At 60.8% G+C, this 12,618-nt stretch carries 11 protein-coding genes; 9 read left to right on the forward strand and 2 right to left on the reverse strand.

Annotated elements, in window-relative coordinates:
- The first annotated feature begins 82 nt into the window (after positions 1-82).
- The 4 genes from G6N74_RS17685 to G6N74_RS17700 are packed head-to-tail and all read left to right on the forward strand — an operon-like array spanning position 83 to position 4,693.
- A complete protein-coding gene (locus tag G6N74_RS17685; protein WP_165119274.1) occupies positions 83-1,282 on the forward strand; it encodes a C45 family autoproteolytic acyltransferase/hydrolase in 1,200 nt (399 codons plus the stop codon).
- Entirely contained in the window at positions 1,264-2,205 is a 942-nt protein-coding gene (locus G6N74_RS17690) for an ABC transporter permease (RefSeq protein WP_165119275.1), read from the forward strand. The genes G6N74_RS17685 and G6N74_RS17690 overlap by 19 nt, the downstream gene beginning before the upstream one ends.
- A 17-nt stretch (positions 2,206-2,222) precedes the next feature.
- Complete coding sequence (locus tag G6N74_RS17695; RefSeq protein ID WP_165119451.1) at positions 2,223-3,035, forward strand: ABC transporter permease; 813 nt, start codon at positions 2,223-2,225, stop codon at positions 3,033-3,035.
- 2 nt (positions 3,036-3,037) lie between these two features.
- Positions 3,038-4,693 carry an ABC transporter ATP-binding protein gene (locus G6N74_RS17700; protein WP_205826738.1) on the forward strand — a complete coding sequence of 552 codons (1,656 nt, stop codon included), beginning with the start codon at positions 3,038-3,040 and terminating at the stop codon, positions 4,691-4,693.
- Positions 4,694-4,784: 91 nt separating this feature from the next.
- Here the strand turns inward: G6N74_RS17700 and G6N74_RS17705 are convergent, their stop codons facing one another.
- Together G6N74_RS17705 and G6N74_RS17710 are read right to left on the reverse strand one after the other, a co-directional pair.
- Positions 4,785-6,353 (reverse strand): ABC transporter substrate-binding protein, encoded by a 1,569-nt coding sequence (locus tag G6N74_RS17705; RefSeq protein ID WP_165119276.1) that lies wholly within the window; start codon positions 6,351-6,353, stop codon positions 4,785-4,787.
- A gap of 36 nt (positions 6,354-6,389) precedes the next feature.
- Positions 6,390-7,241: an alpha/beta hydrolase family protein gene (locus G6N74_RS17710; RefSeq protein ID WP_165119277.1), complete on the reverse strand. Its 852-nt coding sequence runs from the start codon at positions 7,239-7,241 to the stop codon at positions 6,390-6,392.
- Positions 7,242-7,437: 196 nt separating this feature from the next.
- On the opposite strand from G6N74_RS17710, the gene G6N74_RS17715 reads away from it, so the two are divergent.
- The 5 genes from G6N74_RS17715 to G6N74_RS17735 all read left to right on the forward strand — a co-directional run bounded on the left by G6N74_RS17715 (position 7,438) and on the right by G6N74_RS17735 (position 12,563).
- Positions 7,438-8,193 carry a FadR/GntR family transcriptional regulator gene (locus G6N74_RS17715; RefSeq protein WP_165119453.1) on the forward strand — a complete coding sequence of 252 codons (756 nt, stop codon included), beginning with the start codon at positions 7,438-7,440 and terminating at the stop codon, positions 8,191-8,193.
- A gap of 57 nt (positions 8,194-8,250) precedes the next feature.
- Positions 8,251-9,234: a D-erythronate dehydrogenase gene (gene denD / locus G6N74_RS17720; RefSeq protein WP_165119278.1), complete on the forward strand. Its 984-nt coding sequence runs from the start codon at positions 8,251-8,253 to the stop codon at positions 9,232-9,234.
- A gap of 2 nt (positions 9,235-9,236) precedes the next feature.
- Positions 9,237-10,001: an SDR family oxidoreductase gene (locus G6N74_RS17725; protein WP_165119279.1), complete on the forward strand. Its 765-nt coding sequence runs from the start codon at positions 9,237-9,239 to the stop codon at positions 9,999-10,001.
- Positions 10,002-10,086: 85 nt separating this feature from the next.
- Complete coding sequence (locus G6N74_RS17730; protein ID WP_165119280.1) at positions 10,087-11,148, forward strand: ABC transporter ATP-binding protein; 1,062 nt, start codon at positions 10,087-10,089, stop codon at positions 11,146-11,148.
- 98 nt (positions 11,149-11,246) lie between these two features.
- A complete protein-coding gene (locus G6N74_RS17735) occupies positions 11,247-12,563 on the forward strand; it encodes an ABC transporter substrate-binding protein (protein WP_165119281.1) in 1,317 nt (438 codons plus the stop codon).
- Positions 12,564-12,618 lie beyond the last annotated feature (55 nt).

The following is a 12,618-nucleotide window of genomic DNA, read 5'->3' on the forward strand; positions in this document are numbered from 1 at the left end:
CTCAAACTGCGCGAAATTGTGCTTTTCATTTGATCAAAATGCACTATGCTGATTTGGAACGCGACCGCTGAGGCTTAACCTGATGACTGACATTGCCCCTTTCCCTCTCGTTGAAGTCCGGGGAACGCCAAGCGAGCGCGGGTGCATGTATGGCGAACAGGCGCGTGAGCGCGTCAGACTTTCCGCCAGCCTCTACGAGGAGCAACTGCGTCGGCTTGGTTTCAGCTCGGAAGACGTATCCCGGCTCGTCACGATATTCCTGCCGAACATCAAGGCATGGGCGCCCGATCTCGTTGAGGAGATGGAAGGAATTGCAGCCGGCGCGGCTGTCGATCTCACCTCCGTCGTGCTCGTCAATGCGCGAACCGAGGTGCTTCAGCTGGCGCGCCGCGAGAAGGGTGTTGGCGACGACGAGCCGGATGGCTGCACCGGCGCCGTCATCCTGCCCGAAGCGACCCGGGATGGCGCACTCATTCATGGCCAGAACTGGGACTGGAAGGCCGAATGCGCCGACACCTCGGTCGTGCTGAGAATCCTGCGCGACGACGGGCCCGATGTGCTGACCTTCACCGAAGCTGGCGGCCTGGCGCGCAGCGGTTTCAATTCGGCCGGCATAACGGTAACGGCCAACTATCTCGAATCCGATCGTGACTATCGCGACATCGGCATCCCCCTGCCGTTCATTCGCCGGCGTGCGCTGGAGGCGCAGCATTTCGCCCTGGCGCTCCGCGTCGTTGCCATCACGCCCAAATCCGGCTCGAACAACATGATGGTCAGCACGGCCGAAGGCTACGCGGTCGATCTGGAATGTGCGCCGGACGAGGCCTTTCCGATCTATCCCAGAAACGGGATGATCGTGCACGCCAATCACTGGCAAAGCCAGGTGGCGCTTTCGAAGCTCAGGGAGACCGGTCTCGCCAGTGTGCCGGACAGTCTTTATCGCGACCACCGCGTCGAAAAACTTCTGTCTGCGCGCAGCGGCGACATCGTCGCCGATGATCTGAAGAACGCGCTGTTCGACGATTTTGCAGCACCTTTCTGCGTCTGCCGCGCGCCCATGAAGAAGGAGGGCGGCAACCTCTCCGCCACCGTCGCGATGATCGTCTGCGAGCCGGCGAAAGGCATGATGGAAATTGCACCGCTGCCAGCGATCAATCGGGCGTTCACCCGCTATGATCTGAGAATGGACGAAGCGTTGCTTGCCAGGCTTTCCAGCACAGGCGGCCTTGCAAATGGCGCCGCTGTCAAACACGGGGAGAAACGATGGTCCGCTTCATCCTGAGCCGGCTCGCCACGGCGATCCCGACCCTGCTGATCGTTTCGATCACCGTATTTGCCCTGATACGGCTTATTCCGGGTGACCCCGCGACACTGATGCTGGGCGATCTCGCGCAGCCGGGACAGGTCGAGGCGTTGCGCCATCAGATGGGCCTCGACCAGCCCGTCATCGTTCAATATCTGATCTGGCTCGGCAATGTCGTTTCGGGCGACTTCGGTCAATCGATCTCCACCCACCAGGCAGTCCTGCCGCTCATTCTCGAACGTTTTTCAGTGTCGGCAACGATCGTTCTTCTGGCCGTCTTCCTTGCATCACTGATCGCAGTGCCGGCGGGCATGTTCGCCGCCTGGCGGCAGGACCGTTTCGGTGACATCGCGGTCATCGCGACATCGACGCTGCTCTTGTCGATCCCGAGTTTCTGGCTCGGCCTCATGATGCTCATGGTCTTCGGGCTCTGGCTGGGGTGGCTGCCTGTGGTCGGTTATGTTCCCTTCGGGCGCGATTTCACCGGCGCGCTGCTCTACACCATCATGCCCGTCGCGACACTGGTCATGGTTGAATCAGGCTCTATCGCCCGCATGGCCCGAGCCAGCACGATCGAAGTTGCGCGGCTGGACTACATCACCCATGCGCGCGCCAAGGGCCTGTCGGAACCGGCCGTCATGTGGCGGCACGCCTTCAAGAACGCTTTTGCGCCGACCTGGACCCTCATTGGCCTGATCCTGGGCAGCCTGCTTGCCAATATCGCCGTCATCGAAACCGTCTTCACCATCCCCGGTCTCGGCCGGCTTCTGGTCGATGGAATCTATGCCCGCGACTATCCCGTCGTGCAGGGTTGCATGCTGTTCGTCGCCTTCATCTATGTCGTGGTCAATCTGGCCGTCGATCTCGTCTATCCGCTTCTTGATCCGAGGGTTACGACATGATCGCGCGGGCGTTGAAACTGCCGCGTCTGCGCTTCAACGGCCTGGTCGGCGGCATCGTCGTGGCGATGCTGCTGTTCATCGCCATCGCCGGGCCATGGCTTGCGCCCTATGATCCCCTCAAGCTCGACCTGATGTCGCGCCTGAAGGGGCCGTCGCCGGCGCATCTGCTTGGTGCCGACGAGTTCGGGCGCGATGTTCTGAGCCGTCTTATGTATGGCGCGCGCACCAGCGCCTGGATCGCATTCTCCACCGTCGCCTTCGCCATTTTCTTCGGCGTGATCGTCGGGGTCCTCGCCGGATTTTTGCGCGGTTGGACCGACCGCATACTCATGACGTTCAACGATGCGCTGCTGGCCTTCCCCGGCCTGCTTTTGGCACTGGGTTTCATGGCCGTGTTCGGCGCAAGCCGTAACGGCATCATCATAGCGCTCGGCCTTGCCTATCTGCCGGTGGTGGTGCGCGTCGTTCGCGGCGCCGTCCTGTCCATCCGCGAGCGGGAATTCGTCGAAGCGTCGCGCGTCATGGGCAACAGCGAGATCATCACCATGGCGCGGCATGTCCTGCCCAATTGCGTCGCGCCCATCACTGTTCTGGCCACGACGATGTTCGGCTGGATCATCCTTTCGGAAAGTGCGTTGAGCTTTCTCGGCCTCGGCGTGCCGCCGCCGGCGCCGAGCTGGGGCAACATGCTGGCGACGGCGCGGCCCTATATCAGCCAGTCGCCGCATCTCATCATCCTGCCCGGCCTGTGCATCTCGATCACGCTTCTCGGCGTAAACATGCTGGGCGATGCGATCCGCGACCGTCTTGACCCGAAGATGCAGAGCTGACCATGACGCCGCAATCAGATGTGCCTTCTCCGATCCTTGAGGTCGACGATCTCTCGGTACAAATCGGTCCTGCCGGAAACAAGGTGGTCGACGGCCTGAGTTTCTCGATCGCGCCGGGCGATATGCTGGCACTGGTCGGTGAATCCGGTTCCGGCAAGACGATGGCCGCACGCGCCGTTCTTGGATTGCTCCCGCCGCCCCTGATCGTGACGCCGGACAGCAGCATCCGCTTTCGCGACACCGAGCTTACCCGCCTGCCACCGGCGGCCATGCGCAAGATACGCGGCGCGCGCATCGGCATGGTGTTTCAGGAGCCGATGGTCTCCCTCAACCCCTCGATGACCGTCGGCGACCAAATGGCGGAAGGTCTGCTTCTGCACCAGCGGCTTGGGAAGGCCGAAATCCGCGACCGTTGCCTGGCGATGTTGGAGCGCATCCGCATCCATGAGCCGACGAAATGCCTGGCGGCTTTCCCGCATGAGTTCTCCGGCGGCATGCGCCAGCGCATCATGCTGGCTTCGGTGATGCTGCTGAAGCCGGATCTTCTGATCGCCGACGAGCCGACGACGGCGCTCGACACGCTGGTCCAGCGCGACGTGCTCGACCTGATGGTGGAGCTGACGACAGAGAACCAGACCAGCGTCCTGCTGATCAGTCATGATCTTGGTATGGTGTCCCATTACGTGCGCAACGTGGTGGTGATGCACAAGGGCGTTGCCGTTGAGCAGGGCGAAAGCACGCAAGTGCTGCAAGGCCCGAAACACGAATATACGAAGCGCCTTGTCGATGCGCTGCCGCGCCGCTCCGCAGGCGGTGCCCGCGCCGATCGCGCTGGCGAGCCTTTGATCGAACTCAGGGATATCGTCATCGATTATCCCGGCCGTGATGGGCTTTTCAAGAAAACGGCCGGAAAACGTGCGGTGCACGGCGTCGACCTGACGATCGGCAAGGGCGAGACGCTGGCATTGGTCGGCGCATCGGGTTCGGGCAAGACTACGCTTGGCCGCGCGATTGTCGGTCTGGTTCAGCCTACTAGCGGAGCGATTACTTTTCGTGGCCAGTCGCTGCTGGATCAGGGTGCTGCCGCTCAACGCCGCGAGATGCAGATCATCTTCCAGGACCCGTACTCGTCGCTCGATCCGCGCCAGCGCGTCGAGGATATCGTCGCTGAACCGCTCAAGCTCTACCCAACGATGGATCGCCGCCAGCGAGCCGAGCGCGTGAAGGAGGTTTTCTCGGAAGTCGGCCTTGGGCCGGAGTTCGCCCGCCGTCTGCCGCATCAGCTTTCCGGCGGCCAGCGCCAGCGCGTCGCCATTGCGCGGGCGATCGTGAGGCGGCCTGCTTTCGTCGTCGCCGACGAACCGGTGTCCGCGCTCGATATGACCGTGCAAAAACAGATCCTGAAACTGATCCGCAGCCTGCAGGAGCGCCACGGTTTCGCCTGCCTGTTCGTTTCGCACGATCTAGGCGCCGTCGAACAGGTCGCCGACCGCGTCGCCGTCATGGAGAACGGGCGCATCGTCGAAGTCGGCGCGCGCGACGAAGTGTTCGATGCGCCCAAGCATGAATACACCAAGCGGCTTCTCGATGCCGCGATGCTGCTCGACCGGAAATTCGCGGGCGTGCAGGCCGTCAAGGCAAAAGCGGTCGCTGTCTGACAGTTCGGGCTGTCGTTCTGGCTGCGCAGACAAAAAAAGGGCGGGGATTTCCCCGCCCTTTTCATTTGGCATGCCTGCTTCCGGCTGAAGCCTACTTGGTTTTCCACACGCCCCAGGCGCGTGTCTTATCGGCCGGCCAGACATTGTAGCCTTTGACATTCGCATTCACCGCATCGGTAACCGGCTCGTAGTAGAGGCCGAGGATCGGAACCTCCTGCGCCATCAAGGCGTGGATCTGCTTGAACAGCGCCTTGCGTTCTTCGAAGTTCGTCGTCTTGGTCGACTTCAGATAGAGATCGAAGGCCTCCTTGCTGTCCCACTGCGCGGTCGGGTCGGTCGATTTGTCGCCGAGGAGCACGCCGTACATAAGCGATGGATCAAGACGCGCCGAATAGCCGAAGGCCTGGATCTGGAACTTGCCGGCGAGATAGTTGTCGAGCTGCGCTGCCCAGTCGAGCACTTCAAGCTCGGCATTGATGCCGGCTGCGGCAAGCATGGCCTGAGTCAGCACGCCGTTCTCATACATGCCCTGATAGCGCGTGTTGGTCTGGATCTTGATGATCTCGCCCTTGTAGCCGGCCTCGGCCAGCAGTGCCTTGGTGGCTTCCAGATCGTATTTCGGCCACTTCAAGAAATCGTCATCGAAGAAGGCGCTGGCCTGCGCCACGCCGGATGGATTGAAACCAGACATTCCATTGGTGCGCGCATTGGCGATCTGCGCAAAGTCGATCGCGTGGGCGATTGCCTGCCGCATTTTCACATTCGACAACAGAGGGTCTTTCGTCTGGATCAGCAGCGGCGTGAAGGCCAGGCCCGGGGTGGACAACACGGTGACCCCGCGCCCCTTTGTCTCCTCGATGCGGCTTGCTTCGAGATTGGGCAGGATGTCGATCTGCCCGGCGAAGAGGGCGGTTTCCGAAGCTGATGTATCCGGAATGACGAGGAATTTCACGTCGTCGACATAGGGGGTCCGATCGCCGGCAAGACCACTCATCTTTTCCTTCACCGGCTTGTAATCGGCATTCCGCTCGAGTGCGATATACTGGCCCTTCTGCCATTCCTTCAGCTTGAACGGGCCGGTGCCAATCGGAAGATCGGGATTCCATTTGTCGTCTGCACCAACATTCTTGGGGCTCGCGATCCATCCGTTGCACTGGATGTTAGCAAGCTGGGCAAGAAACAGGGCATTGGGTTCGTTGATCCTGAAGACGACGGTGCGGTCGTCCGGTGTTTCGATTGCTTCGACCTTAAGGCCCTGAGAACCGTCGAAAAATGAATTGCAAAACCACTCCTGGCCGGCCGCCACGCGGCGATCCCAGTTCCATTTGACGTCCGCTGCCTTCACCGGGTCGCCATTGTGGTAGGTGGCTCCTTCGCGGATCTTGAAGGTGTAGGTCTTGCCATCCTGTGAGACCTCCCAGCTCTCCGCCAGCAAAGGCCCGATGGTCAGGTCTTCGCGATAGGCGACGAGCGTCTCGAAGATGTGGTGTAGAACGGTGTCGGTGTTCCCGTCACGATTGAGACCGTCAGTGCCGCGAATATCCGAGTTGATGCGGATGTTAAGCGTGCCGCCGGTCTGGGGCTCCTCCGCATAGGCCATGCCGGCCAGCGTCAGGCCAACGCCCAGCGCGGCCGAAAAGATCGATTTCTTCCAGCTCATTTTCGTCTCCAGGTGTTCCGTCCGCTGCTTGTTTTGTCAGGCCGGCGCGCGGACAGCGCTCAGCGATTGCTTGAAGAAGTCCTTGACCTTGGCGATCAGCAGCCGGTCGTCATGGGCTACGCCCGGAACGATATCGTGCCGCACATCGATCCCGTGTTGTTCGAAGCTCTTCTTGAGCGACCGCATCCGGTCGTTGCGGTCAGGACCGGCGAGATCGGCACCCGGCATCCACCAGGCGTCTTCGGGCGTGATGGTGATTTCCCAGGTTTCGTGATCGTCTCCGCCGATCACCATTTGCACCGCGACGTTGCGCATGGCTTCAAGATTGATCTTCTTGCCGAACACAGCCTCGAAATCGCGCACGCCAACCCAGAAGTCATGGTCGAAATCGAGCAGCGTCACCACGCCTGGTGCGCCGATCGATGCAGCCATCAGTCGTTCGGGATGCAGGTAGAAAAAGCGGTGCGTGAAATGCCCGCCGCCGGAGAAGCCGTACATCATGACGCGGTCGCCCATGATGCGGTAGCGCTCGCGCATCTCCTCGATCATATCGATCATGATGGCGTCATAATGCAGATCGCCCGCACGCAGCATTTTGTATGAGGAAAGATCGCCGGGAAAGCAGATCCCTGTCGGGAACAGCGGGCACAGCACGATGACGCCGTTCTCCTCGGCGAAATCGGCGAAACCATCGCGATAGGCCTGCATGCCACGTTCCGTGCCGTGGACGATCACGGCGAGCGGATAGGTCTTGTCGCCATCTTCCTCATAATCTTGAGGTACATAAGCGCAGTAGGGAAAACGCTGGTCCATGCGCGAGGCATAAACGGTGGTGTGCCCGAAATCGTAGTAGGACAGTTTCTTTCCGTGCCCGCCGGTCTTGCGCATTTAGCCGTTCTCCCTTCGACATGAGAAAACTATTTCATAATTTTATGTACATGAAAAGCGTTTTGAATGAACGCGGCTCACTTGCTGCCGACAACTTCGTTTTTGCTGCCGTTCTGCTCGTTGACAGCATCGTTCCGATGCGACTAGTCTAACTTGTCTACTGGACCAACCAGTATATCAGTGAGTGCTTGTGGATATGATCGGCAACGACATTCTGGCGCAGGTACCCGACCTCAGGCCCAGCCTGACGCGTCGTACGGCGCGTGATGTGATTGCCGATAAACTGATGTCTCTGATCGCCACGGGCGTTCTTGCCGCCGGCGACGAATTGCCCGGAGAGCGCGAACTGGCGACGGCGCTGGACGTCAGCCGCGAAACCGTTCGCGGTGCCATACAGGCGCTTTCGGCGCGCGGCATCGTCGAAGTCTCGCAAGGCAGCCGCACGCGGGTCGCCAATATCGATCTTACTCATGTCCCGGTGACGATCGCAGCACCAAGCGCGATCGACAGATACGATTTGAACTCCGTCCACGCAGCCCGCCTGCTCATCGAATTGAAGGTGGTCGGCGATGCCGCCGATCGGATCTGCGAAGCAGATCTGGCGCGGCTGGACAGTTCGCTCGCCGCCCAGCGGGTGGCCAATGCCGACCCTGTCCGCTTCCTGATCTGCGACCGGGAGTTTCATGTCACGGTCTATCGTGCTTGCGGAAACCCGCTTCTGGCCGATTTCGTCACCGACCTCTACACTTACATGATGGAGCATCGCCGCTACGCCATGGCCAGGACGGGCGCGATCGAGGAGAGTTATGCCGATCACGTTGCGATCGTCGAGGCCCTGAGGGCGCATGACCGCGAAGCGGTCGTCTTGGCCTTCAAGGGACATCTGCAGCGCATTCACGACACGACCAAGGAGATGCTGGAAGGCCACGTCGCCCGAGGCGAAGGGCGTTGAGAATTCAAGAATCAGGATGCGTCATCGACGCTGCATCCCCGGGAGGAAACTAGGCATATGCATGTGCTCGTCATCGGTGCGGCCGGAATGGTCGGCCGCAAACTTCTGGATCGAATTGCCGGGGAAGACGGCGTTCTTGGCGGCGAGGTGACACGCCTGTCGCTGGTCGATGTCGTCGAGCCGATCGCACCGCAGCCTCTGGCCGGGCTCTCGCAATCGTTCGCGGTCGATCTTTCCGATGATGGTGCGGCAGCCAGGTTGATTGCGACGCGCCCCGACATGATTTTTCATCTGGCCGCTATCGTTTCCGGCGAGGCGGAAGCCGATTTCGACAAGGGCTACCGCGTCAATCTCGATGGCACCCGTGCACTTTTCGACGCGATCCGCGCCGAAGGTATGAAGTCGCCCTATCGGCCGCGCGTTGTCTTCGCGTCATCGGTTGCGGTTTTCGGTGCGCCATTTCCGGACAAGATCGGCGACGAGTTCTTCACCACGCCGTTGACCAGCTACGGCACCCAGAAGGCGATCACCGAACTGCTGTTGTCGGACTACAGCCGTCGCGGAATCTTCGATGGCATCGGCATTCGCCTGCCGACGATCTGCATCCGTCCGGGAACGCCCAACAAAGCCGCCTCCGGTTTCTTCTCTAATATTTTGCGCGAGCCGCTGGCCGGAAAGGAAGCGGTGCTTCCGGTGGAAGAGAGCGTGCGCCACTGGTTCGCAAGCCCGCGCTCGGCTGCCGGTTTCTTCATCCATGCCGCCAGGCTCGATCTGGAAAAGGTCGGAGCCCGCCGCAACCTGACGATGCCCGGCCTTTCCGCGACCGTCGGCGAGGAGATAGCGGCTTTGACCCGGGTGGCGGGCGACAAGGCAGCGCGCCTCATCAGGCGTGAGCCGGACGAAACCATCCGCAGGATCGTTGCCGGATGGCCCTGTGATTTCGACGCGCAACGTGCAGCGAGCCTTGGTTTCAAGGCTGAAACCCGGTTCGACGATATCATCAAGGCGCATATCGAGGACGAATTGGGAGGCAAGGTCTGATCATGACGGACGAACCGGCAAAGGCCAAAATCGCCCTGGTTACCGGTGGCGGCACGGGTGTCGGCAAAGCGATCGCCGAGGCGCTCCTCGCGGCAGGCTTTACCGTCGTGATAACTGGCCGGAGGCAGGACGTTCTGGACAAGGCTGCCAGCGAACTCGCTAGGGGCGGCAAGGTTCGGGCGATCCCGGCAGATATCGGCGATCCAGGTTCTGTCGCGACGCTTTTCGAGACGGTCAAGGCGGAGTTCGGCAGGCTCGACCTTCTGGTCAACAATGCCGGAATGGGCGCGCCCGCTGTGCCGATGGAGGAAATTACCTTCGAACAGTGGAGTGCCGTCGTGGGTGCCAATCTCACCGGCGCGTTCCTCTGCACGCAGCAGGCGTTCAGGTTGATGAAGGCTCAAGCGCCGCGGGGTGGACGCATCATCAACAACGGCTCGATCTCGGCTCAGACCCCGCGCCCCAATTCCGCGCCCTATACGTCGACCAAGCACGCGATCACCGGGCTTACGAAGTCGACGGCGCTTGACGGTCGGCCTTTCGACATCGCCTGCGGGCAGATCGATATCGGCAATGCTGCAACCGAGATGACCGCGAGAATGGCAGGCGGCGTGCAACAGGCCAATGGCGAGATGGCAAGCGAGCCGACCATCCCGGCAAGCCACATCGGCGATGCCGTGGTCTATATGGCGAGCCTGCCGCTGGAGGCCAATGTCCTGACCATGACCGTCATGGCGACGAAGATGCCATTGGTCGGCCGCGGATGAAGCGAACCACGAGAGCTTGAACAGGAGAGCCGCTTGAAAAGATAACGACAGCCGAAACTGCACAGCAATTCTGGGAGGAAATAGCGTGGCGTCAGTCGACTTCGTGAATGTCAAGAAATCGTTCGGATCGCATCCGGTGATCAAAGGAGTGGATGTCGAAATCGCCGACGGCGAATTCGTCATTCTGGTCGGTCCGTCAGGCTGCGGAAAGTCGACATTGCTGCGCATGCTCGCGGGACTGGAGAATATCTCCGCAGGTGAAATCCGCATCGGCGACAAGGTCGTCAACCGGCTGGCGCCCAAGGAACGGGACATCGCCATGGTGTTCCAGAACTATGCGCTCTATCCGCATATGACGGTGGCCGAGAATATGGCCTTTTCGCTGAAGCTGAAGGGCGCGTCGAAGGCAGAGATCGAGACGCGGGTAAAGCCGGCCGCTGAAATTCTGGGACTTACGCCGCTTCTCGACCGCTATCCGCGCCAGCTCTCCGGCGGCCAGCGCCAGCGCGTTGCCATGGGCCGCGCCATCGTTCGCGATCCGCAGGTTTTTCTGTTCGATGAGCCGCTGTCCAATCTCGATGCCAAGCTGCGCGTTGCCATGCGCGCCGAGATCAAGGAACTGCATCAGAGACTGAAGACGACGACGGTCTATGTCACGCACGACCAGATCGAGGCGATGACCATGGCCGACAAGATCGTCGTCATGCATGACGGTATTGTCGAGCAGATTGGCGCGCCGCTCGAGCTATATGATCAGCCGGCTAATCTCTTTGTCGCCGGTTTCATCGGCTCGCCGGCCATGAACATGATCAAGGGCCGCCTCGATCCGGAAAATGCCAGCCGCTTCATTGCATTGGATGGCACGGTGCTTCCGGTGGGAAAGCCTGTTGAGGCGGCAAAGGGCAAGGACCTTATCTATGGCCTTCGGCCCGAAAGCATGCGGCTTGATGGTTCGGGCATTCCCATCACGGTCGTCGTCATCGAGCCGACCGGTTCCGAAACGCAGATGATGGCTAAGCTGGCAGGCGTCGACGTCGCCTGCGTCTTCCATGAACGTGTCGCGGCCAGGCCCGGGGACATCATCAACGTGGCGATCGACACCCGCTCCACGCATCTCTTCGACGCCGAAAGCGGACGCCGGCTTTAGGCCGTTTCCTGAAAGGTTTCATTACGGCATGCGCCGCTTCGGGACGGTGCGACGCTGGCAGATAACCAGATCCCGTAAACCCAGATGGAGGAAAATCGATGACGATCAACAGACGCGATTTACTCGCCGCTTCCGCCGGCATTGTGGCGGCGAGCGGCCTTGGAAAATTTGGAATGACTCCTGCATTCGCACAAGGCGCGGAGCCGAAATACACGCCGGAAGCAGGCGCCAGCCTGCGCCTCCTGCGCTGGACACCCTTCGTGCAGGGTGACGAGGACGCATGGCTCGCCAACACCAAGAAGTTCACCGAGGCCACTGGCGTCGAAGTCCGTGTCGACAAGGAGAGCTGGGAAGACATTCGTCCGAAAGCGGCGGTGGCGGCGAACGTCGGTTCCGGCCCGGACATGGTCATGTGCTGGTTCGACGATGCCCATCAATATCCCGACAAGCTCGTCGATATGACTGATCTCGCCACCTATCTCGGCGACAAATATGGCGGCTGGTACGAAGGTATGCGCGGCTATGCTGTGCGCGACGACAAGTTCATCGCTCTGCCCCTGGCGGCTATAGGCAACGCCGTTGTCTACCGCGACAGTCATATGAAGGCTGCCGGTTTCAACGAGTTCCCGAAGGACACGGACGGCTTCCTGGAACTCTGCAAGGCGATGAAAGCCAAGGGCACGCCCGCGGGTTTCCCGCACGGCAAGGCGGTTGGTGACGGCAACAACTACGCCCACTGGCTGCTGTGGAGCCATGGCGGCAAAATGGTCGACGAGAGCGGCAAAGTCGCAATCAACAGCCCGGAGACAATCGCGGCCATCAACTACGCCAAGGCGCTCTACGAGACGTTCATCCCAGGCACCGAAAGCTGGCAGGACATCAACAACAACCGCGCCTTCCTCGCTGGTCAGGTATCGCTGATCGCCAATGGCGTCTCCGTCTATTATGCAGCCAAGAAGGATCCGGCGCTTGCGGAGATCGCTGCCGATATCCGTTCGACCAATTTCCCGATCGGTCCCGTCGGACAGAGCGTGGAGCTTCACCAGACGAGTTCATTGCTGCTGTTCAGTCACACGAAGTATCCGGAAGCCGCCAAGGCCTACATCAAGTTCATGATGGAAGCCGACCAGATGAATTCCTGGATCGCCGGTGCCAGCGCCTATTGCTGTCAGCCGCTCAAGGCGTTTGCCAGCAATCCCGTCTGGACGGCCGATCCGATCCACGCGCCCTATGCCCGTGCCTCGGAGACACTGCGCCCGAACGGCTATGCCGGCCCGCTCGGTTACGCCTCAGCCGGCGTGATGGCGGACTATGTGCTTGTCGACATGTTTGCGGTCGCCGTCACCGGGCAGATGACGCCCGAGGAAGCGGTCGAGCAGGCCGAAAAACGCGCCAACCGCTATTATCGCGTCTAAGCAATCGAATAGCCTCCCGCCGGCTTGCGGTGGGAGGCGGCCTTCTAACTGGAGA

The sequence above is a fragment of the Mesorhizobium zhangyense genome (assembly GCF_011045115.1).
Lineage (GTDB): Bacteria > Pseudomonadota > Alphaproteobacteria > Rhizobiales > Rhizobiaceae > Mesorhizobium_M > Mesorhizobium_M zhangyense.

Bases quoted from the DNA above. Each gene is read 5' to 3' on its own strand.
- G6N74_RS17715 (WP_165119453.1), top strand. From the start codon at position 7,438: ATGATCGGCAACGACATTCTGGCGCAGGTACCCGACCTCAGGCCCAGC.
- G6N74_RS17705 (WP_165119276.1), bottom strand. From the start codon at position 6,353: ATGAGCTGGAAGAAATCGATCTTTTCGGCCGCGCTGGGCGTTGGCCTG.
- G6N74_RS17700 (WP_205826738.1), top strand. From the start codon at position 3,038: ATGACGCCGCAATCAGATGTGCCTTCTCCGATCCTTGAGGTCGACGAT.
- G6N74_RS17725 (WP_165119279.1), top strand. From the start codon at position 9,237: ATGACGGACGAACCGGCAAAGGCCAAAATCGCCCTGGTTACCGGTGGC.
- G6N74_RS17690 (WP_165119275.1), top strand. From the start codon at position 1,264: ATGGTCCGCTTCATCCTGAGCCGGCTCGCCACGGCGATCCCGACCCTG.
- G6N74_RS17685 (WP_165119274.1), top strand. From the start codon at position 83: ATGACTGACATTGCCCCTTTCCCTCTCGTTGAAGTCCGGGGAACGCCA.
- denD (WP_165119278.1), top strand. From the start codon at position 8,251: ATGCATGTGCTCGTCATCGGTGCGGCCGGAATGGTCGGCCGCAAACTT.
- G6N74_RS17735 (WP_165119281.1), top strand. From the start codon at position 11,247: ATGACGATCAACAGACGCGATTTACTCGCCGCTTCCGCCGGCATTGTG.
- G6N74_RS17710 (WP_165119277.1), bottom strand. From the start codon at position 7,241: ATGCGCAAGACCGGCGGGCACGGAAAGAAACTGTCCTACTACGATTTC.